We start from the raw sequence: 19791 nt of genomic DNA on the forward strand, positions 1-19791 counted from the left end.
GTGAGCCCGCCCCGTGCTCAACGGCCGGGCAGGGAGGCGAGCACCCCAGCCGTCCTCAGGCCAACGCCCAGGCGTACCGCCGCGGCCAGCTGCTCGGCGGTGTCGACGTCACGACGCAGGGTCGAGGCATCCGGAATCTCCAACGGAGTGCACCCGGCGGCCGAGTGCCGTGCGAAGGAGCCGTCGCCGAAGGACGACGCCCACGCCACACCGGGGAGCGACGTCACGAGGGTCGAGCCGGTTCCCTCGGCGTCGGCGACGACGGCGCGGTCGACGGATGCCGCGGCCCGCAGCGCCTCGCCCAGGTCCGCGGGCCGCAGGGCCGGAAGGTCGCCGAGGAGGGCGGCGCGCGGCAGGCGTCCGTTCGGGTCGACCGCCGCCATCCCGGTGGCGATCGCTGCGTCCAGCCCGCGGGACTCACCCTCAGGCACGAACCGCAGCGCAGGGATCACGGCGGCCTCGCGGGCGAGCGTGGCGTCGTCCGTGACGACGACCGCCTGCACCACCAACTCGCACGCCGACACCGCAGCCAGGGTGTCGAGCGCGATCGCCCGCGCGAGCCCGGCACGATCGACGCCGTCGACCTCGAGCCGGGACTTCGCGCGCGCCGACGGCTTGACCGGAACCACGACCACCCAGCGGTCAGCGTGCCGCGACTCCGCCGGGGCGGGCGAGCCTCCGGCCGCGACCCCCGCAGCGCCCGCCGACGCGCCGGGTCCCGCCTCAGCGGCGCCCGGGCCAGGCGGAGTCACGGCACGCCCGGCACCGCTGTCACCCCCGGTCCCGCCCCCGGACCGCCGTCGGAACCAGGGCGTCACGCGCCGTACTTCGCGCGCAGGCGCGGCAGGATCTCCTCGCCGTATCGCCGAAGGAAGGCCGCCTGGTCATGCCCGGGGTCGTGGAACACGAGGTGACGGAACCCGAGGTCGATGTACCAGCCGATCTTCTCGACATGCTCGTCGGGGTCGTCCGACACGATGAACCGCGACGCGGCGCGCTCGATCGGCAGCTCCTCGCCGAGGCGCTGCATCTCGATCGGGTCGTCGATGCCCATCTTCTCCTCGGGGGTGAGGGCGAGCGGGGCCCAGAACCGCGTCTTCTCGCGCGCCGCGTCGAGCGTCGTGTCGAGCGAGACCTTGATCTCCATGAGCGTGTCGATCGCGCCGGCCTCACGTCCGGCCTTCGACAGGCCCTCCTCGAGCGCGGGCAGCAGCGTCTCGGTGTAGAGCTCGCGCTTCTTGCCCGAGGTGGTGATGAAGCCGTCGGCGATGCGGCCGGCGAGACGTGTCGCGGCGGGTCCTGCGGCGCCGATGTAGATCGGCACCGGCTGCGGCAGCTTGTCGTAGATCGTGATGTTCTTCGCGTGGTAGTACGTGCCGTCGAACGTCACACGATCCTCCGACCACAGCCGGCGGATGAGGCCGATCGCCTCCTTCAGGCGCTGGAACCGCTCGGGCGGATCGGGCCACTCGATGCCGAGGTTCGCCTCATTGAGTGCCTCCCCGGTGCCGACGCCGAGGATCACGCGTCCCGGGTACATCACGCCGAGCGTCGCGAAGTCCTGCGCCACGACCGTCGGGTTGTAGCGGAACGTCGGCGTGAGCACCGATGTGCCGATCAGCACCTTCGAGGTGCGGGCGCCGAGCGCGCCGAGCCACGGGATGGATGCCGGAGCGTGACCGCCCTCGTGCAGCCACGGCTGCAGATGGTCGGAGATGAAGACCGAGTCGAACCCGACCTCCTCCGCCAGCACGGCGTAGTCCAGCAGCTCGGTCGGACCGAACTGCTCGGCCGAGGCCTTGTATCCGAAGCGCAGCGGGATGGTCATGCGGAGCTCCCTTCGAGAGCGGGTTCGCGGTCGGTCGTGGGAAGGAACTCGGAGCCGTCGGCGCGGGCGAGCCGCGCACGGAAGGCGTCGACGGTACCCGGCCAGAGGAGCGTCAGCCGGCCCGAGCGCTCGTCGACGTACCAGTTGCGGCAGCCTCCGGTCATCCAGCGGGTGGATGCCGCGGCCCGCCCGATCTCGTCGGTGTACGCGCTCTCGGCGGCGGGGTCGACGCGGAGCACTCCGCGTCCCCGGACGTCGAGGACCCGGCAGACGTAGGCCGCCTGCTCCTCGATCATGAGCACCGACGACGAGTGCCCGAGCGACGCGTTCGGGCCGTTGAGCACGAACAGGTTCGGGAACCCGGCGACGACCGTCGACCCGAAGGACGTCATGCCCGCCGACCAGTGCTCCGCGAGGGTCTGGCCCCCCTCGCCGCGGACCAGCTCGGCGTACGGCTGCCGGGACGACGCGAAGCCGGTCGCGAGCACCAGCGCGTCGACGTCGTGGCGCGTGCCGTCCGCGGCCACGAGCGTCGAGCCCTCGACAGCGGCGAGCGCCGCGGGGACGAGCGTCACCGCATCGGAGGAGACGGCGGGATAGAAGTCATCCGAGAGCAGCACGCGCTTGCACCCGAACGCGTAGTCGGGCGTGAGCGCCGCGCGCAGCGCCGGATCGGTCACCTGGCGCGCGAGGTGCGTGCGAGCAACGGCCTCGGCCTCGGCAGCGGCCGCAGAGTCGCCTGAACGCGACGCGAACCGTGCCTCGCCCTCTGCGTAGAGGTCGGCACGGAGGCTCTCCAGCGCGGTCGGATCGGCGACGAAGCGTGCCCGGTCGGCATCGGAGTAGGCGCCTCCGCCGCGCGGCACGATCCACGGTGCCGAGCGCTGGAGCAGCGTGACGTGCGAGGCCGCGCGCGCCAGTGCGGGGACGATCTGCACGGCGCTGGCGCCCGTTCCCACGACGCCGACGCGAGCGCCCGCCAGCGGGGCCGAGTGATCCCAGCGCGCGGAGTGGAACACCGGTCCGGGGAACTGCTCGAGGCCGGGGGTGCGCGGGATCGCCGGCTCGGTGAGGCGGCCGCACGCGAGTACGAGCACGTCGGCCTCGATGATGGCGGGGCCCTCGGATGCGTCGCGGTCCGCGCTGCCGGAGACGCCGAGCGCGAGCCGCCACACGCCGCGGTCGGCATCCCACTCGGCCCGGTGCATCGGCGACCGCAGGCGCAGCCGGTCGCCGAGCCCCTCGGACGCCGCGACGTCTTCGAGGTACGCGCGGATCTCGGCCCCCCGCGCGTAGGTGCCCGACCAGTCCGGGTTCGGGTGGGTGGCGAAGCCGTACAGGTGCGACGGCACGTCGCAGGCCACGCCCGGATACGTGTTCTCGCGCCACGTGCCGCCGAGCGAGGCCGCCCGCTCGAGCACGACGAAGTCCTCGCGCCCGGCGCGGCGCAGTGCGATGGCCATGCCGATGCCCGCGAAGCCGGCACCGACGATCGCGACCTCGACGCGCGTGGCCGACGGGCTCATCGTCCGGCCTCCCGCGCGGGCGGCTCGCGGTAGTCGGTGGTGCGCACGCGGAACGGCCGGAACAGCCGGGCCGCGATCGACGAGGCCACCGCCACGGGCAGCTCGATGCCGTACTCGATGCCCGCCTCGGGCTTCACCCGGCCGTCGAGCAGGGTGCCGCCCAGGTCGTCGCCGCCGGACTGGAGGAGGACAGCGGATGCCTCGCGCCCCACGCGCGTCCACGGGATCTGCACGTGCGGGATGCTGCCCGACAGCAGCAGACGCGACACGGCCACCATCGCCCGGTGCTCGTCGATCGGCGCGCGGCCGGCGACGAGCGGAACGCCGCCCGCGGGTCCGGGGAGGGGGATGGGCACGAACTCGGTGAAGCCGCGCGTCTCGTCCTGGATCGCCCGCAGCCCGCGCAGGTGCGCGATGCGCTCGGCCGCCGTCTCGACGTGGCCGTAGAAGATCACGCTCGTCGAGCGGAAGCCGGCGCGATGGGCGGCGGTGATGCCCTCGACCCACGGCTCGATTGCGAGGTCGGCGGGGGCGATGAGTGCCCGCACGCGCTCGTTCAGCACCTTGACCCCGGTGCCGGGAACCGTGTCGACCCCGGCGTCGCGCATCGCCGCGAGCGCGCCGTCGAGCCCGAGGCCGCCGCGCTCGGCGAGGTCGCGCACGTCCTGCGGGCGATAGGCGTGGAGGTGGATGCCCGGGGCCGCCGCCTTCGCCGCGCGCACGATGTCGAGATAGCCCTGGGGATCGACGTCGTCCGGCAGGAGCCCCTGCGCGCACAGCTCGGTGGCGCCCAGGTTCCAGGCGTCGGCGGCGATCGCGCCGACGTCGTCGAGGGTGAACGTCGCCGGGTCGTCGGTCGCCACGGGGCGCAGCCCCGACGACGTCAGGTTGCGGTTGACGACGAGGCTCACGGCCTCACCGACCGTGTATCGGCGCACGGCGTCGGCCGTCTCGGTCAGGGCGTCGAGATCGGTGCCGGTCGCCTCGAGCAGACGGGCCCACTCGGCATCGTCGAGAGCGAGGGGATCGGATGCCGCGGTCTCGGCGAGCCGGCGGACGCTCGTGGGTCGCGCGGCCGGAGTGGCCGGGGTGGACGGTGTGGCCGGTGTGGACGGTGTGTCCGGGGCGGCTGGCGCGACCCTGGCCAGGCCCGTCGCAGGATCGGCCAGTCGCTCCACGGTGGGCCGTAGGCCGGGGTCGATCCACGTGTCGGCGCCGAGGACGAACTCGGGCTGCGCGGTCAGTCGCTCGCGCAGCTCGAACCCGAGTTCGGCGGTGCGCAGCGCGAGGTCGTCGAGGTGCGGCCATGGACGCTCGGGGTTCACGTGGTCTGCGGTGAGCGGCGAGACGCCGCCCCAGTCGTCGGCGCCGGCGCGCACGAGCAGGTCGAACTCGGCGGGGTCGGAGAGGTTCGGCGGCACTTGGATCCGCATGCGCGGCCCCATCACGAGGCGCGCGACCGCGACGGCGGCGACGTACTCGAGCAGCTCCGCGTCGGGAGCGCCCTGCATCGCGGTCCGCGGCTTGGCGCGGAAGTTCTGGACGATGACCTCCTGGATGTGGCCCTGGGCGTCGACCCGATGGCGCTCGTTCGCGGCGCGGAGCTCGACGAGCGACTCGGCGCGATCGCGGATCGTCTCGCCGATCCCCACGAGGATGCCGGTCGTGAACGGGATGCGCTCCTGCCCGGCGGCGTCGATCACCGACAGTCGCAGGGCGGGGTCCTTGTCAGGCGACCCGAAGTGCACCTGCCCCGGCTCTTCGAAGAGGCGACGCGACGTCGTCTCGAGCATCATCCCCATCGAGGGGGCGGTGGGGCGCAGCATCCGCAGCTCTTCTGCACTCATGACACCCGGATTGAGGTGCGCGAGCAGCCCCGTCTCCGCCGTCACCAGGCGGGCGATGTGCCCGACGTAGTCGAGCGTGGAGGCGAAGCCGTGCTCGTCGAGCCACGCGCGGGCCTCCGGCCAGCGGTCTTCGGGTCGGTCGCCGAGGGTCAGCAGCACCTCCTTGCAGCCCATCGCCTGCCCCTGCCGCACGACAGCGAGCACCTGCCCGGGCGACATGAAGGCGGGCTTGTGCTTCTTGAGCAGCTGCCCCGGAGTGTCGACGAAGACGCAGTAGTGGCACCGATCGCGGCAGAGCGTGGTGAGCGGGACGAAGACCTTGCGCGAGTATGTGATCACGCGAGGGCGACCGGATGCCTCGATCCCGGCGTCGCGCATCGCGCCGGCGAGCTCGAGCAGATGGTCGAGGTCCGGCCCGACCGCGGCGAGGAGTGCAGCGGCGTCATCGGCCTCGAGGCGCCCGCCGGCGGCCGCGAGATCGAGCGCGCGCGCCGTCTCCGGGGGCGAGGCGAGGGAGGATGCCGCGAAGGTCACCGGTCCAGTCTCGCACCGCACGCGGACCTCGGCGCGGTCGATCGTTGCCCTCCTGTAAGCAAATGACCCTGGCACTGGGGGTGGCCGCTGGCAGACTAGAGGCATGGTGACCATGCTGCTCGACTCGACGCAGCTCGAAGTAGTGCTGTCCGGGGCCGAGCGCGCCATGGCATTCCGCAAGGGGAATGTCGTGATCGAGCGCTCGACCATCACCAAAGTGCAGCTCACCGACGATGCCTGGACGTGGCTGCGCGGGGTTCCGAGCCCCGGCACCCACCTGCGCGGTGTGGTCGCGATGGGCACGTGGAAATCCGCCGGTGCCGACGACTTCGCCATCATCCGCCGTCACCGCCCGAGCGTCGTGATCGACCTCGAGGGGCACCCCGAGTTCCAGCGGATCATCCTGACCACGCGCCACGGTCTCGAGCTCGTGCAGGCACTCCGACTCGACCTCGCCGACGAGGCGAGCGACGTCGTCGACATCGCTGCCGAGACCGGGACCATCCCGACCGTTCCGCCGCGCAAGCCACGGGCGCGCAAGACCGCCGCGGCGCCGGCCGTCTGACAGCGGTCCTTCCGGCGGCGCGGGCCCGTCAGCTGACGTCGCGGCGCCAGCTGGTGAGGTAGCCCAGCACGACGAACACCACGGCGTAACCGGCCAGCACGATGCCGCCCACCCACCACTCGAGCTCGTCGACCGCCCCGCCCTGCATGCTCATCGCGAAGATGCTGGAGCCGACGAGCGCATCGCTCGCGGCTCCCGGCAGGTACTGCGTGTAGTCCCCGACCTGCTCGATGAACGTGGCGGCGAGACGGGCGATCGGCTCGATGAACTGGGTGAAGACGAGCACGCCGACGATCGCGCCGACCTGGTTGCGCACAAGGGCGCCGACCCCGATGCCGACGAGAACCCACAGCACGTAGGCGAGCAGCATCCGTCCGAACTGAGCCCACGTGTCGACGGAGGTGAATGCGGTGTCGATGCCGTAACCGGCGAGGAACCCGACCGACGGGCCGACCGCGGCGACGATGCCGATCACGCCGTACAGCACGCCCAGCAGCGCCCCGACGAAGAGCTTCGCCCACAGCACACGGCCGCGGCCGGGCGTCGCGAGGAACGTCGGCGTGAGGGTCTTGTGGCGGAACTCGGCGGTGACCATGAGCGTGCCGATGAGCAGCGGGAACACATAGCCCACAGCCGTCGCCGTGCTGTAGAGCAGGCCGGCGAGCCCGTCCTCGGGCAGCTGCGGTGCGTCACCCGGCAGTGAACCGGACGCCGCAGCGGAGAAGACGAAGCCCAGCGCGGCGGCCGTGAAGCCCACATAGCCGGCGAGCACGATGGCGAGCACCCACCACATCGCGGTGGAGAACTGCTTCGTGGTCTCGGAGCGGGTCGCTGCGGCGAGGCTCATCGCTGCTCACCTCCGTCATCCTCGGCGTGGTCATGGTCATGGTCGTCGTTGGGTGGTTCGCGGTCGGTGGTGGCTGACTCGCCGTCGGGTTCGGCGTCGTCGGGGGTGGAGGCTTCTGCGTCGTGCTCGGCGTCGAACGCGGCGAAGAAGCGGTCGGCTTCGACGTCGGCGTCGGTCCGGACGTAGTCCTCCCACGAGCGGTCGTCGTCCTCGGCGACGAACGGCGGCTCGTCGGCGGGCTCGTCGTCAGGTGCAGCGGACTCGAAGGGCTGATCGGGGGCCGCGTCGGTCGACTCGACGGGCTCAGCAACGGGCTCATCGGAGTCGGCGGCGGCGATGTCGCCGTCTGCGGCGGGCGCACCTTCCGGCAGGATGTCGATCACCCCGGTGCTCGCGACGGCGAACGACGCGGTGTGGGGCTCCGGCTCGGAGGCGGGCTCGGGTTCGTGGTGCGGTGCGGGGTCTGGTTCGGGTTCGGGGTGCGGTGCGGGTTCGGGTTCGGACTTCGACTCCGGTTCCGTCTCCGGAGCGTCGCCCGATTCCGCGTTCGGCTCCGCAGAGACGCCCGCGGTGTCGCCGGGCTCGGGTGCAACGGGCGCTTCGTCGGCGTCGGCGGCGTCAGCATCAACGGGAACGGCGTCAGCATCGACGGGAACGGCGTCAGCATCGACGGGAACGGCGTCAGCATCGACGGGAACGGCTTGAGCATCGACGGGAACGGCGTCGGCGGCCACGGCGTCAGTGTCGGCGGCCACGGCGTCGGTGTCGGCGGCCGTCGGCGGGACGTCGGCCGCGGCATCCGGAACCGACTCCTGCACGGGCACGGCACCGGTCGGGCCCGACTCGAGGGCGGGAATGACGTCGTCTCGTCGACCGGAGGCGCTCGCGTGCACGCGCGTGCCGTTCACCAGGTCGAGGAAGACCTCTTCCAGCGCGGGGCCGCGCTTGTGCAGCGTCGAGAGCGGCACGCCTGCGGCGGCCGCGGCCAGGCCGACGGCGGCCGGCTCGATGCCCCGCACGGTCAGTCCCGACCGCAGCACCTCGAACGGCACCCCCGCCGTGCGCAGGGCCTCGGCCAGCGCCGCGCGGTCGTCCGAGTCGACGACCGTGGCCCGCTCGGAGGGGTCGACGAGCTCGTCCATGCCGCCCTCGAACACGAGGCGGCCCTGCGAGATGATCAGCAGCGCGTCGACGGTCTGCTGCACCTCGGTGAGGAGGTGCGACGACACGAGCACGGTGCGGCCTTCACGGGCGAGCTGGCGGAGGAATCCGCGGATCCACTTGATGCCCTCGGGGTCGAGGCCGTTCGTCGGCTCGTCGAGCACGAGCACACCCGGGTCGCCGAGGAGCGCGTAGGCGAGTCCGAGGCGCTGCCGCATGCCCAGTGAATAGCCCCCGACCTTGCGGCCCGCGGCATCCGCGAGTCCGACCAGGCCGAGCACCTCGTCGACCCGCGCCTTCGGGATCGTCGCCGCGTGCGCGTACACCGTGAGGTGTGCGGCGCCGGTGCGGCCGGGATGGAAGCTGGATGCCTCGAGCACGGCGCCGACGGTCTGCAGCGGGTGGGCGAGCTTGGCGTACTTCGCCCCGCCGATCGTGGCGTGCCCTGCCGTGGGCCGCACGAGCCCGAGCAGCATGCGGAGCGACGTCGTCTTGCCTGCGCCGTTGGGGCCGAGGAACCCGGTGACCAGCCCCGGTTCGACACGTGCGGTGAAGTCCGAGACTGCGGTGACTGCGCCGAAGCGCTTGGTCACGCCGGAGAACTCCAGCACCTGTCCTTCCGGCATGCGGAACCCTCTCGTCCTCGGGAGCACTCCCCCCATCCTGTCGGAAACTGCCCGTCGCCGTGGGGAAATGTGCGAGCGGTCGTATCGTGGCGCGGCGTCCGGCGCGTCCGCGCCGCTGCACGTCTCGGCCCGCGGGGGTCGCCCCGGTAACGTTGCGACCGTGACCGATGCCGCCGAGCCCACCGTCCTCGTCCGCGCCCGCGGAGGACTGGGACGGCTCACCCTCAACCGCCCGCGCGCGATCAACGCCCTCGATCTCGACATGATCCATCAGCTGCACGCCGCGCTGGACGCGTGGGAGCACGACACCGAGGTCGACGTCGTGCTGCTCGACGGCGCAGGCGAGCGCGGACTGTGCGCCGGCGGAGACGTGAGGGGCCTCGCCGAGCGGGTCATGAGCGGTCGCTCCGAGGACTCTGCCCTGTTCTTCCGCGACGAGTACGCGCTCAACGCACGGATCGCGGAGTATCCGAAGCCCTTCGTCGCGCTCGCCGACGGCATCACGATGGGCGGCGGCATCGGAGTGGCGGGACACGCCGCCATCCGGATCGTGACCGAGCGCTCGCAGCTCGCGATGCCCGAGACCCGCATCGGCTTCACGCCCGACGTGGGCGGCACGTGGCTGCTCGCCCACGCGCCCGGCCGCCTCGGCGAGTACCTCGGTCTGACCGGTGCGGTGATGGATGCCTCGGACGCGCTGTACGCCGGCTTCGCCGACCACTTCGTTCCATCCGCCCACCTCGACGGGCTGCGCGACGCACTCGAGACGCGCGCCGACCCGTCCAGCCCGACCGAGCTGGTGCTGCTCTTCGACGAGACGCCGCCGCCGTCGAGACTCGAGCGCGCGCGTGCGTGGATCGACGACGCGTTCGCGGGGGACACCGTCGCCGACATCGTCGAGCGCCTGCGGGCGCGCCCCGAGCCCGAGGCATCCGCCACCGCCGACCTCCTCGGCGAACTCTCGCCGACCGGCCTCGCCGTGACGCTCGCCTCCATCCGCCGGTCGCGTGACCTGCCCGGGCTGCGTGCCGCTCTGGAGCAGGAGTACGGCCTCGTGATGTGGTTCGCCTCGACGCAGCCCGACCTGCCGGAGGGCATCCGCGCGCAGGTCATCGACAAGGACAGGTCCCCGAAGTGGCAGCCGGCGACCATCGCCGACCTGCCGCCCGACCTCGCGCCGGCGGCGCTCGCGCACCGCCCCGACGTACCGCTCTGGGAACGCCCCGCCGGGGACTGACATGGCCGGGAAGCGGAGCTACTCGATCGGGATCGCGATCGACTGGTTCTTCTTCGTCTTCGCCGGGCTCGCCGCGATCTGGCTGGCATACCTCAGCTTCACCGAGTCGTTCAAAGTCGGCTGGTGGGGCATCCTGTTCTTCGCCGCGTTCTGGGTGCTCCTGGCATATCTCGTGCTGCCGCGGCTGCACCGCATCCTCACGACGATCTACGTGCCCGACTACTTCATCGGGCGCACGCGCACGAGCGACGGCCTGCTCGGCGACCCCGTCAACCTCGCGTTCCTGGGGACCGGGGCGCAGATCGAGATGGCCATGCGGGCGGCGGGGTGGACGAAGGCCGACCCGGTCACGCTGGCGTCGTCGTGGCGCATCATCACGTCCACCCTGGGGCGCCGCAGCTACCACGAGGCACCGGTGAGCCCGCTCTTCCTGTTCGGTCGCCAGCAGGACTTCGCCTACCAGCAGGAAGTCGACGGAAACCCCGCCCAGCGCCACCACGTGCGGTTCTGGCGGTGTCCCGACGACTGGCTGCTGCCGGGCGGGCGACGCGTCGACTGGCTCGCCGCCGGCACCTTCGACACGAGCGTCGGGCTGTCGCTGTTCACGCTGCAGGTCACGCACCGCATCGACGCCGACACCGATGTCGAGCGCGACCACATCGTCACGACGGTGACGGATGCCGATTCCCGCGTCGCCGTGGACGTGATCGCTGACTTCGCCTCCGGGTACCACGCGCGCAACGGCGGCGGCGACACGATCCGCACCGACGGAGACCTGCCGATCGTCGATGTGCGCGCCCTCGCGGAGGTGATGCCGTGACGACTCCCGAGCCCTCGCCGGCGCCGATCCGCCCCGAGAAGCGTCCGGCGTTCGAGCCGCCCGCGCGGCTGCTGCGACCGGCCGCGCGGGACCCGCACATGCGCCGGCCGGCCTCGGTGACAGCCGGGGCCGCGCTCGTCCTGCTGCGGGTCATCGCCGGCGTCGTCGTGCTGGTGAGTCTCGCGGCGGGGTGGGACGACCTCCGCACCCAGGCGGGGGCGGCGCTGGAGGGCTTCGCCCCGACACCCGAGGGCTGGAAAGCGGCCCTGCGGGTGGTGCTCGCCGTCGGCGCCGCTGTGCTGCTGGTCGACCTGCAGCTCGCGGTGCTCGTGTTCCTCGGCCGGAACTGGGCGAGGGTCATCGTGATGTGCATCTCCGTGCTGTCCATCAGCACGGTGTTCGGTGCGTGGTGGGTGCAGGGGCAGGAGATCACGCTCAAAGGCAGCTTCGTGTCGCTCGCGATCGACATCCTGCTGCTCCTCGCGCTGTCGAGCCGGAGCGCCGCCGCGTACGCGCGACGCAGGGAGCGCTCCTGAGTCGCATCAGAGCCGGCCCTGCGACGTGTGGTCTAGCCTGAGATCCGCCGCTGCGGCGGCCGGGATCAGGAGGATGCGTGTTCGACAGTCCGCTGTCCGCGTCGGCCTACGACGTGCTGGGGGTGGACCCCACGGCCGACGAGGAGTCGCTGCGCAAGGCGTACCGCCTGCGCCTGCGCCAGACGCACCCCGACACCGGGGGCGACGCCGCCGTGTTCATCCAGGTGCAGCGCGCCTGGGAGCTCGTCGGCACGGCGGATGCGCGCGCCGCGTACGACCGCGGCCACGGGTTCGGCGACGCACCGGCGCGGGAGTGGTCGGGCTGGCGCGCGCCCGCCGCCCGGACCGACACCCGCCCGCGCGCCCGCTCGTACGGACACCCCGGCGGCTGGCGTCGCGAGCGGTACCTGACGCTGATCCGCGAGTGGGCCGGCCGCGGCGTCACGCTCGAGGATCCCTACGACCCGGCGCTCGTGCGCTCCGCGCCGCAGCACGTGCGCAGGCTGCTGGCCGACGCGCTCGCCGAGGAGGCGACCGCGCGCATCGTCGCCGAGCTGGGCATGGGCTACACGGTCTGGCATGACGTCGCGCCGTCGGTGCGGGGCGCCGACCCCGACGCCAAGATCGACCACATCGTGCTCGGCCCCAGCGGGCTCTACGGCCTCCTGTCGGAGGACTTCGGCGGCCCCGTTCGCCTGCGCCGCGGCGAGCTCATCGGCGACGGCGTCGACGGCGCTCCGATCGCCACCCTCGTGGCGCGCATGCGCGGACTCGCGCGAGCCGCGGGCGTGCGGTTCAGCGGAGCGATCGTCGTGCTGCCCGATGACGACGTGCTGCAGGTCATCGACGAGATCGGCAAGGTGAAGGGCACGCCCGTCGCGATCGTCGCGCGCGGCGCGCTGTCGACGGTGCTCCGCAGGGGGATCACCGGCGTGCGGGCGATCGGCGGCAATGAGGTCTTCGACGTGCGCACTCGGCTCCAGCAGGCGGTGCGGTTCGCCTGAGTGTCGGGCTGTCGCCCCGTGAGCCTCTGTGTCAGTCGGTCAGACCGAAGAGCTCGAGCGGGTGGGTGAGCCGCCACCAGGGGCTCGGGTCCTCGATGTCGCCGTCGAGCCGCAGGTCGACGGTCACGGCATCCAGAGGTCCGTCCACGGTGATCGATCCGACGGTGTCGCCGTCCTCATGGGCATCGCCGAGTGAATAGGTGGGAGTCACGACGCCCGAGCCGCCGTTCCAGAGCACGACCGACGCGTCGTCCGCCACCACGATGCGGGCGGTGTCCCCCCACGCCGTGTCGACCGTGCCGGCGAGCGTGCCCGCGGGAACCGAGGGGTCGAGCGCCAGCTCGTCCTCCAGCCGGTCGAAGAGTGCGCGCGTCGCGGCCGTGCGGGTGTCGTCGTCGGGCTGGCCGAGCACCGACGCGAACATCCGCACCGGAGTGTCGCCGATCGTCACGTCTTTCGCCGAGAGCAGGTTCCAGGTGTCGAGCGTTCCGGTCTTGATCCCGACCACCCCGGGATCGGCGAGGAGCGCGTTCGTGTTCTCCACGGAGCCGGCGCCGGGCAGGTCCACCGACTTCTGCGCGACGATCTCGGCGATCACCGGGTTCGCCAGCGCCTTCTGTGCCAGCACGAGCAGCGCCTCGGGCGTGGCCGTGTTGCGCGCGTTGATCCCGGTCGGCTCGACGATCCGCACACCCGGCACCCCGTGCGTCTCGAGCCACGTCATCGCGGCGTCGGCGAACACCGCGTCGGAGGGGAAGAGGCGGGAGGCGAGACGGTCGGCGTAGTTGTTCGCGGATCCGATGAGCATGCCCTGGAGCAGCTGGTACTCGGTGAGTGTGCCGTCCACCGGGACGTCGAGAGCCGACTCGCCACGGGCTCGGTAGTCCCAGTACGCGAGCATGTCGCCATAGCCGAAACGGTAGTCCGGACCGTCTTCGCCGACGGCGAGGGGCATCTGGTCGAGGACGACGAGGGCGGTGACGACCTTCGTGATGCTGGCGATCGATTCACGATCGGAACCGGATGCCGCGTTCCCCGCGATGCCGCCGATCGACACGGCCGCGCTGCCCTCGGCCGGCCAGGGCAGCTCGGTCGCGGGGGCCGGAACCGACTGCAGCTGCACCGCCGCGACGGTCGGCTCGACCGCGTGCAGCGGCCACAGCAGCGTGGTGGCGGCGTACGCGCCGGCGAGGCTCGCGATGATCGCGGCGGGAACCATCACTCCGGCTCGCAGCGGCGAGCGGCGCGGGAGGTGCGCGAGCAGGTCGTTCTCGACCGGGATGTACGAGGTCGACGCCGCGGAGAGGTCGGTCGGCGGGGGAGGGGAAGCGACGTCCCGCTCGTCGACCCAGGTGAGCGCCACCCGGCCCGAGGACGGCGCCGCCGTCGCGTGGGCGGGGTCCGTCGTCGCCGTGCCGGCGGCTGCCGTCGATCCGAGCTCGCCGAGGGACGTCGCGGTGGCCGGTTCCGTGGCGGCACCGGCCGGCGCGGCGATCGAGCTTGCCGGCGTCGACACCCGGTCCACGGACGTCTCGTCGAGGGTGAGCGTGCCCTCCGCGGCATCCGTCCCCCGGGGGGTGACCGCGAACGCGCCTGTCCGCGCGCGCGGACGGCGCGGCGCAACGGGGAGGTCGTCGGGTGTCACCCGCTCAGAATACGTCGCCCCGGCGGGCGTATACTCGTGCCACAACCACGGGAGTCCGGTGAGCCGGGCTGAGAGGAAGCGATCCACGCTTCGACCGTCGAACCTGATCCGGATCATGCCGGCGCAGGGAGGAGAACAAATGCACGCGTCCACGTTCGAGACCACTTCGTCGCAGGGCACCTCTGCCGCCCCCCACCGATTCCGCTGGCGAGTGGTCGACATCGTCGTAGCCGCCGTCCTCGGTGTCGCCCTCGGCCTTGTCTTCTGGGGGTGGAACACCGTCGGGTACGCCTGGTTCGTCAGCATGGATGCGTTCACCCCGGGCCTCGGCGGACTGGCCGTCGGCATCTGGCTGATCGGCGGCGTGATCGGCGGTCTCGTGATCCGCAAGCCCGGCGCGGCGCTGCTCGTCGAAGTGATCGCGGCCGTCGTGTCGATGCTGATCGGCAATGTGTGGGGCGTGTCGACGCTTCTGTCGGGCGTGGTGCAGGGGCTCGGCGCCGAGCTCGTCTTCGCACTGTTCCTCTACGCCCGGTTCACCCTCCCCGTGGCGATGCTCTCCGGCGTGGGCGCCGCCGTGGGCGCGTGGGTGTTCGAGCTGTTCTACGGCAGCTCGCCGAACATCCTCAAGACGGCGGAGTTCAACACCATCTATCTGATCGCGCTCGTCGTCTCCGGTGCCGTGCTCGCCGGTCTGCTCGGCTGGCTGGCAGTGCGCGCGCTGGCCGCCACCGGCGCCCTGAACCGTTTCGCGGCGGGCAGGGAACGTCGGCGCGAGGTCTGATCGTGCCCCCGGTCCGTCCTGGTCGCATCACCGCGGCCGGCTGGGGCTGGCGCTATGCGGGCAGGCGCGCGCCGGCGGTGCGCGACGTGTCGTTCACGATCGAGCCCGGCGAGCGCGTGCTGCTGCTCGGAGCGTCGGGCGCCGGGAAGTCGACCCTGCTCGCAGGCATCGCCGGTCTGCTCGGCGGCGCCGATGAGGGTCACGTGTCGGGACGGCTGCTGATCGACGGCGCGCAGCCCGAGGCGCACCGCGGTCGCGTCGGCCTGGTGCAGCAGGATCCGGACGCGGGCGTCGTGCTGTCGAAGGTCGGCGACGACGTGGCGTTCGGCTGCGAGAACCTGGGCATCTCCGCCGCGGAGATCCCCGGCCGCGTCGCCGCGGCACTGGCGGACGTCGGACTCGACGTGCCGCTCGACCGTCCGACCAAGGCGCTCTCGGGAGGGCAGAAGCAGCGGCTCGCCCTGGCCGGGGCGCTCGCCATGCGCCCCGGGGTGCTGCTGCTGGATGAGCCGACCGCGAACCTCGATCCCGATGGGGTGCGCGAGGTGCGCGACAGTGTCGAGCGCGCGGTGGCGCAGACCGGTGCGACGCTCGTCGTCATCGAGCACCGCACCGCGGTCTGGGCGGATCTGATGACGCGCGTGATCGTCGTGGGAGCCGACGGCGGCCTGCTCGCCGACGGCGCGCCCGACGTCGTGTTCTCGAGGCTCGGCGACGAGCTCGCCGCCGCGGGTGTGTGGGTGCCGGGTCACCCGATCGACCTTCCTGTCCTCGAGCGCCGTGCGGATGGCCCGGCGGCGCTCGAAGCCGACGGGCTCGCGATCTCCCGCGACGGGCGCACACTCGTGCGCGCGGGGCTGGACCTGCGGGTTCCTCAGCGCCGAGCGACCATCGTCACCGGGCCGAACGGGGTCGGGAAATCGACGCTCGCGCTCACACTGGCCGGTCTTCTGCCCGAGTTCGACGGCACCGTGCAGGCGGCGCCCGAGCTCGCGGCGAGATCGGGCCGTCGTCCGTCGACGTGGAAATCGCGCGAACTTCTCACCCGGATCGGGACGGTGTTCCAGGAGCCGGAGCATCAGTTCCTCGCCTCGACCGTCCGTGACGAGCTCGCGATCGGACCGCGTGCCCGGGGGGTCGAACGCGCCGCCGTCGATCTCATCGTCGAGGAGCTCCTCGAGAGACTGCACCTCGCGGCGCTCGCCGAGGCGAACCCGTTCACGCTGTCGGGCGGACAGAAGAGGCGTCTCTCCGTCGCCACTGTGCTCGCCGATGCGCCGCCCGTGATCGTGCTCGACGAGCCGACCTTCGGTCAGGACCGCCGCGGCTGGATCGAACTCGTCCGGCTGCTGCAGTCCGAGATCTCTGCGGGCACCACGGTGGTCGCGGTCACCCACGACGCTGAGGTCGCGCATCATCTCGGTGGCCACCGCATCGAGCTCGCCGCGCCGGCAGGGGTGCTGCGATGACGGCCCTCGACACCGGCGCGACGGGCGCGATCGCCCGCGAGGGGAAGGCGGCCTGGCTCGACGGCGTCAATCCCGTGACCAAGGTGGTGCTGGCGCTGCTGCTCTCGGTACCGCTGTTCGCGTCGATCGACGTCGTGAGCGCGCTCGCCGCCATCGCGCTGCAGTTCGCCTGCGTGCCGCTCACCGGCCTGCCGATCGCGACGGTCGCCAAGCGGCTGCTGCCGATCGCGCTGTTCGCCCCCGTCGCGGGAGTGAGCATGCTCCTCTACGCGGAGCCCGGCGGGCAGGTGTACGGAACGTTCTGGTACGCCACGATCAGCGACGACTCCATCGCCCTGGCGATCGCGGTGAGTGTGCGAGTCGTCGCCCTCGGACTTCCGACCATCCTGCTGTTCGGCCGCACCGACCCCACCGAACTCGCCGACGCCCTCGCCCAGGTCGCGAAGCTGCCGTCACGCTTCGTCCTCGGCGTGCTCGCCGGCACGCGCACGCTCGGGCTGTTCCTCGACGACTGGCGCAGCATGCAGCTCGCCCGCCGCTCCCGCGGGGTCGGTGACACCGGCGCGGTGCGCCGGTTCTTCTCGATGGCGTTCGTGCTGCTCGTGTTCGCCGTGCGCCGAGGCGAGAAGCTCGCGACCGCCATGGAGGCGCGCGGATTCGGGTCGGGCATCCCCCGCACGTGGTCGAGACCGTCACGGCTGCACGCGCGTGACGCGGTCGCGCTGCTCGGCGGCATCGTCATCATGGCGCTCGCCATCACGGCCGCCGTCGCGGCCGGCAGCTTCCGCTTCGTGTGGTCCTGACGCCCGCGGTCAGCCGGCGGCGACGAGCGTCTGATACGCCGGCTGCATGGCGGGGAAGTAGGCGTCCCACGCGATGGTCGAGGCATCCCGCCCCTTCGTCACCGCGACCAGCCGGTCGAGGTAGTACTCCCAGCCGGGGCCGATCGAGCCGACGTCCTCGCCGGGGTTGAGCCGCTGGCCGAACACCAGGAGCGTCGCCTCGCCCTTCGCGACGAGCTCGAACCACAGGTGCCACGAGCCGGTCGCGGCGGAGGTGTCGCCGGCGAACCGGCGCGGGGGATCGCACTCGAGGATCGTGTACTCCTCGGGCGGGACGTCCTCGCCCTCGGCGGTCATGAAGAACGCGACGCGACCGGTCTTCGGGTCGCCCTCCCATCGGCCGATCCACCGCTCGAGGCGGGCGGAGTCGGTGAGCTCCCGCCACAGCTCGGCCGCGGGCATCGGGAAGGCCCGCGTGAGCACGAGGTTGGGGTGACCGTCGATGTCGGTGACGGTGCCCGTGATCGCGGCGCGGTCGTTCTTCCCAGTGCTGTCGGTCATATCGCTTTCCATGCTGGCACTCGCCGGCCGGGGGCGCCAGAACCCCGGTCGGGTGTCCTCCTCACGTCGCGTTCCAGAGGTTGCGGTAGTAGGTCAGACGCTCCCGGTCGGGCTCGACGCCGTACGCCTCGATCAGGGCGTCCGCCCAGCCGGGGCCGTAGTTCCACTCCGTGCTCATCGACGCCACGGCGATGTCGCCCCAGCGGTCGCCGGTGCCCAGCAGTCCCAGGTCGACATGCGCAAGCCACCGCCCGTCGTCGCCGAGGAGGGTGTTCGGGCAGCAGGCATCCGCGTGACAGACCACCAGCCGGTCGATGGGCGGCGCCTCACGAAGGGAATCGGGGACCCGGATGCCGCGGCTCGCCGCATTCGCGATGCGCGACGGCACCGTCCAGTCGTAGGGGCACTCGTCGGCCGGCAGGGCGTCGTGGAGCGCGCGAAGGCCCTCGCCCACCGCGCGGACGGCCGTCGCCGGCTCGGCGACCCACCTCGCGGCGACGGCGCTCTCGCCGGGGATCGCCCGGGTCACGAGCCACTCCTCGGTGTCGTCGGCGCCCGCCTCCAGCACGTGCGGAACGCGGACCCAACGCCCCGCCCACTCCAGGCGCGCCGCTTCCCCGGCGAGCGACGACTCCCCGTTGCGCGGGCCGTGCTTGATGTAGCGCTCGTCATCGGTGCGGAAGGTGATGCCGCCGTAGTCGTTCCGCCAGACCGGCGTCAGCACGGCGCCGTGGGCGAGCGCGCGGACGCGCTCCGGTACGGGCACATCGCCGACGGGGATGGACACCGGGTCAGAGCCCCAGCACGTCGAGCAGGATCACGGCGTGATTGCGCACCAGGTCGTTCACGCTGAACAGGAGCGTCGACGTGGGATGCGCGGAGAGCTCCGTCCGCAGCGCGCCGACTGCCGGGTTGCCCGACAGTTCGAGGCGATAGGCCGCGTCGAACTCCTCCCAGGCGAGGTCGCCCCGGTGGAACGCCCGACGCAGCTCGGCGGAGGGCGCCGCGTCCTTCGCCCAGCTGTCCACGGCGGCGCGCTCCTTGGTGAGACCACGCGGCCACAGCCGGTCGACGAGGACGCGATGCCCGTCGTCGGGGGAGGGGGCGTCATACACCCGCTTCAGCTTCACCGCCACGCCACCCATCATGCTCCGCCCAGTAGCCTGGACGTGGCATCCCGTCGGATCTGAGACTCAGTCCCGCGTAAGGTGGGATGCAATGTCTTGGCTGTTCGAAGGAGAACGCATGGATCTCATCGGTGCCTCCGCCCTCGTCACCGGCGGCGCGAGTGGACTCGGGCTCGCCACTGCACGCCGGCTCGCCGCCGCCGGCGCCGCGGTCACGATCGTCGACCTGCCACGCTCAGCCGGCGCCGACATCGCCGCAGAGCTGGGCGGGTCCTTCGCCCCGGCCGATGTGACCGACCCCGGTCAGGTCGCCGCCGCCGTAGAGACCGCGTCCGCGGCCGGACCGCTGCGCGTGGTCGTGAACTGCGCCGGAATCGCCCCTCCCGCGAAGATCCTCGATCGCGAGGGTGCGCCGACACCTCTGGACGGCTTCGAGCGCATCATCCGCGTGAACCTCATCGGCACGTACAACGTCGTGGCCCAGGCATCCGCGGCGATGGCACGCACCGAGCCCGACGCCGACGGCGGCCGCGGCGTCATCGTCAACACCGCGAGTGTCGCGGCGTTCGACGGCCAGATCGGTCAGCCCGCGTACGCCGCGAGCAAAGGCGGCGTGCATGCGATGACGCTGCCCATCGCCCGCGAGCTCGCGCGATACGGCATCCGCGTCGTGACGATCGCTCCCGGGATCATGGAGACGCCGATGCTGATGGGTCTGCCGCAGGCGGCCCAGGACTCCCTCGGCCAGCAGGTGCCGTTCCCCCAGCGCCTCGGCAGGCCCGACGAGTACGCGCGACTCGTCGAGTCGATCGTCGACAACGGCTACCTGAACGGCGAGACCATCCGCCTCGACGGCGCCATCCGCATGGCTCCCAAGTAGAACCAGGACTCT

General features: G+C 72.2%; 19 protein-coding genes and 1 riboswitch. Of the genes, 9 read left to right on the plus strand and 10 right to left on the minus strand.

Annotated features, from left to right (window positions below):
• Positions 1–17: 17 nt before the first annotated feature.
• From cofC to cofG, 4 genes are all read right to left on the minus strand, one after another.
• Entirely contained in the window at positions 18–635 is a 618-nt protein-coding gene (cofC, locus tag ACFC1W_RS06940) for a 2-phospho-L-lactate guanylyltransferase (protein ID WP_375990236.1), read from the minus strand.
• 179 nt (positions 636–814) lie between these two features.
• Entirely contained in the window at positions 815–1828 is a 1014-nt protein-coding gene (gene fgd, locus ACFC1W_RS06945; RefSeq protein ID WP_375990238.1) for a glucose-6-phosphate dehydrogenase (coenzyme-F420), read from the minus strand.
• On the minus strand, positions 1825–3354 hold the full coding sequence (locus ACFC1W_RS06950; RefSeq protein WP_375990241.1) for a flavin-containing monooxygenase: 1530 nt from the start codon (positions 3352–3354) through the stop codon (positions 1825–1827). Before ACFC1W_RS06950 ends, fgd begins: the two co-directional genes overlap by 4 nt.
• A complete protein-coding gene (cofG, locus tag ACFC1W_RS06955) occupies positions 3351–5735 on the minus strand; it encodes a 7,8-didemethyl-8-hydroxy-5-deazariboflavin synthase CofG (protein ID WP_375990243.1) in 2385 nt (794 codons plus the stop codon). The genes ACFC1W_RS06950 and cofG overlap by 4 nt, the downstream gene beginning before the upstream one ends.
• A gap of 103 nt (positions 5736–5838) precedes the next feature.
• Between cofG and ACFC1W_RS06960 the strand changes: the two genes are divergently transcribed.
• A complete protein-coding gene (locus ACFC1W_RS06960; protein WP_375990245.1) occupies positions 5839–6300 on the plus strand; it encodes a hypothetical protein in 462 nt (153 codons plus the stop codon).
• A 28-nt stretch (positions 6301–6328) separates the two neighbouring features.
• Here the strand turns inward: ACFC1W_RS06960 and ACFC1W_RS06965 are convergent, their stop codons facing one another.
• Positions 6329–7147, minus strand: coding sequence for an ABC transporter permease (locus ACFC1W_RS06965; protein ID WP_375990248.1), 819 nt, complete (start codon positions 7145–7147; stop codon positions 6329–6331).
• Positions 7144–8934 (minus strand): ABC transporter ATP-binding protein, encoded by a 1791-nt coding sequence (locus ACFC1W_RS06970; protein ID WP_375990252.1) that lies wholly within the window; start codon positions 8932–8934, stop codon positions 7144–7146. The genes ACFC1W_RS06965 and ACFC1W_RS06970 overlap by 4 nt, the downstream gene beginning before the upstream one ends.
• 160 nt (positions 8935–9094) lie before the next feature.
• On the opposite strand from ACFC1W_RS06970, the gene ACFC1W_RS06975 reads away from it, so the two are divergent.
• The 4 genes from ACFC1W_RS06975 (at position 9095) to ACFC1W_RS06990 (ending at position 12531) form a co-directional block, all read left to right on the plus strand.
• On the plus strand, positions 9095–10171 hold the full coding sequence (locus ACFC1W_RS06975; RefSeq protein ID WP_375990254.1) for an enoyl-CoA hydratase/isomerase family protein: 1077 nt from the start codon (positions 9095–9097) through the stop codon (positions 10169–10171).
• Position 10172: 1 nt separating this feature from the next.
• Positions 10173–10991 carry an LssY C-terminal domain-containing protein gene (locus ACFC1W_RS06980; protein ID WP_375990256.1) on the plus strand — a complete coding sequence of 273 codons (819 nt, stop codon included), beginning with the start codon at positions 10173–10175 and terminating at the stop codon, positions 10989–10991.
• Positions 10988–11527 (plus strand): hypothetical protein, encoded by a 540-nt coding sequence (locus ACFC1W_RS06985; RefSeq protein ID WP_375990259.1) that lies wholly within the window; start codon positions 10988–10990, stop codon positions 11525–11527. Before ACFC1W_RS06980 ends, ACFC1W_RS06985 begins: the two co-directional genes overlap by 4 nt.
• Positions 11528–11604: 77 nt before the next feature.
• A complete protein-coding gene (locus ACFC1W_RS06990; protein ID WP_375990262.1) occupies positions 11605–12531 on the plus strand; it encodes a DnaJ domain-containing protein in 927 nt (308 codons plus the stop codon).
• A gap of 31 nt (positions 12532–12562) precedes the next feature.
• Here the strand turns inward: ACFC1W_RS06990 and ACFC1W_RS06995 are convergent, their stop codons facing one another.
• Entirely contained in the window at positions 12563–14176 is a 1614-nt protein-coding gene (locus ACFC1W_RS06995) for a D-alanyl-D-alanine carboxypeptidase (protein WP_375990265.1), read from the minus strand.
• A 37-nt stretch (positions 14177–14213) separates the two neighbouring features.
• A riboswitch (TPP riboswitch) is annotated at positions 14214–14323 on the plus strand.
• Between ACFC1W_RS06995 and ACFC1W_RS07000 the strand changes: the two genes are divergently transcribed.
• From ACFC1W_RS07000 to ACFC1W_RS07010, 3 genes are all read left to right on the plus strand, one after another.
• Positions 14316–14960, plus strand: coding sequence for an ECF transporter S component (locus ACFC1W_RS07000; RefSeq protein ID WP_375990268.1), 645 nt, complete (start codon positions 14316–14318; stop codon positions 14958–14960). It overlaps the preceding riboswitch by 8 nt.
• Before the next feature lie 2 nt (positions 14961–14962).
• Positions 14963–16429 carry an ABC transporter ATP-binding protein gene (locus tag ACFC1W_RS07005; protein WP_375990270.1) on the plus strand — a complete coding sequence of 489 codons (1467 nt, stop codon included), beginning with the start codon at positions 14963–14965 and terminating at the stop codon, positions 16427–16429.
• Positions 16426–17232: an energy-coupling factor transporter transmembrane component T family protein gene (locus ACFC1W_RS07010; protein WP_375990273.1), complete on the plus strand. Its 807-nt coding sequence runs from the start codon at positions 16426–16428 to the stop codon at positions 17230–17232. The genes ACFC1W_RS07005 and ACFC1W_RS07010 overlap by 4 nt, the downstream gene beginning before the upstream one ends.
• A 9-nt stretch (positions 17233–17241) precedes the next feature.
• Here the strand turns inward: ACFC1W_RS07010 and ACFC1W_RS07015 are convergent, their stop codons facing one another.
• The 3 genes from ACFC1W_RS07015 to ACFC1W_RS07025 form a co-directional block, all read right to left on the minus strand.
• Complete coding sequence (locus ACFC1W_RS07015; protein ID WP_375990276.1) at positions 17242–17772, minus strand: SRPBCC domain-containing protein; 531 nt, start codon at positions 17770–17772, stop codon at positions 17242–17244.
• 61 nt (positions 17773–17833) lie between these two features.
• Entirely contained in the window at positions 17834–18559 is a 726-nt protein-coding gene (locus ACFC1W_RS07020) for a phosphotransferase (RefSeq protein ID WP_375990279.1), read from the minus strand.
• A gap of 4 nt (positions 18560–18563) precedes the next feature.
• Positions 18564–18908: a DUF488 domain-containing protein gene (locus tag ACFC1W_RS07025; RefSeq protein WP_375990282.1), complete on the minus strand. Its 345-nt coding sequence runs from the start codon at positions 18906–18908 to the stop codon at positions 18564–18566.
• A gap of 109 nt (positions 18909–19017) precedes the next feature.
• Here ACFC1W_RS07025 and ACFC1W_RS07030 point away from each other — a divergent pair, with 109 nt between their 5' ends.
• On the plus strand, positions 19018–19779 hold the full coding sequence (locus ACFC1W_RS07030; protein WP_375990285.1) for an SDR family NAD(P)-dependent oxidoreductase: 762 nt from the start codon (positions 19018–19020) through the stop codon (positions 19777–19779).
• Positions 19780–19791 lie beyond the last annotated feature (12 nt).

It is taken from the genome of Microbacterium sp. NPDC056003 (assembly GCF_042274785.1).
Lineage (GTDB): Bacteria > Actinomycetota > Actinomycetes > Actinomycetales > Microbacteriaceae > Microbacterium.

What these genes read in the sequence shown, in the direction of transcription:
- fgd (WP_375990238.1), bottom strand. Translation starts at nt 1,828, where the DNA reads ATGACCATCCCGCTGCGCTTCGGATACAAGGCCTCGGCCGAGCAGTTC.
- ACFC1W_RS06970 (WP_375990252.1), bottom strand. Translation starts at nt 8,934, where the DNA reads ATGCCGGAAGGACAGGTGCTGGAGTTCTCCGGCGTGACCAAGCGCTTC.
- ACFC1W_RS07000 (WP_375990268.1), top strand. Translation starts at nt 14,316, where the DNA reads ATGCACGCGTCCACGTTCGAGACCACTTCGTCGCAGGGCACCTCTGCC.
- ACFC1W_RS06965 (WP_375990248.1), bottom strand. Translation starts at nt 7,147, where the DNA reads ATGAGCCTCGCCGCAGCGACCCGCTCCGAGACCACGAAGCAGTTCTCC.
- ACFC1W_RS06980 (WP_375990256.1), top strand. Translation starts at nt 10,173, where the DNA reads ATGGCCGGGAAGCGGAGCTACTCGATCGGGATCGCGATCGACTGGTTC.
- ACFC1W_RS07030 (WP_375990285.1), top strand. Translation starts at nt 19,018, where the DNA reads ATGGATCTCATCGGTGCCTCCGCCCTCGTCACCGGCGGCGCGAGTGGA.
- ACFC1W_RS07010 (WP_375990273.1), top strand. Translation starts at nt 16,426, where the DNA reads ATGACGGCCCTCGACACCGGCGCGACGGGCGCGATCGCCCGCGAGGGG.
- ACFC1W_RS06950 (WP_375990241.1), bottom strand. Translation starts at nt 3,354, where the DNA reads ATGAGCCCGTCGGCCACGCGCGTCGAGGTCGCGATCGTCGGTGCCGGC.
- ACFC1W_RS07015 (WP_375990276.1), bottom strand. Translation starts at nt 17,772, where the DNA reads ATGACCGACAGCACTGGGAAGAACGACCGCGCCGCGATCACGGGCACC.
- ACFC1W_RS06960 (WP_375990245.1), top strand. Translation starts at nt 5,839, where the DNA reads ATGGTGACCATGCTGCTCGACTCGACGCAGCTCGAAGTAGTGCTGTCC.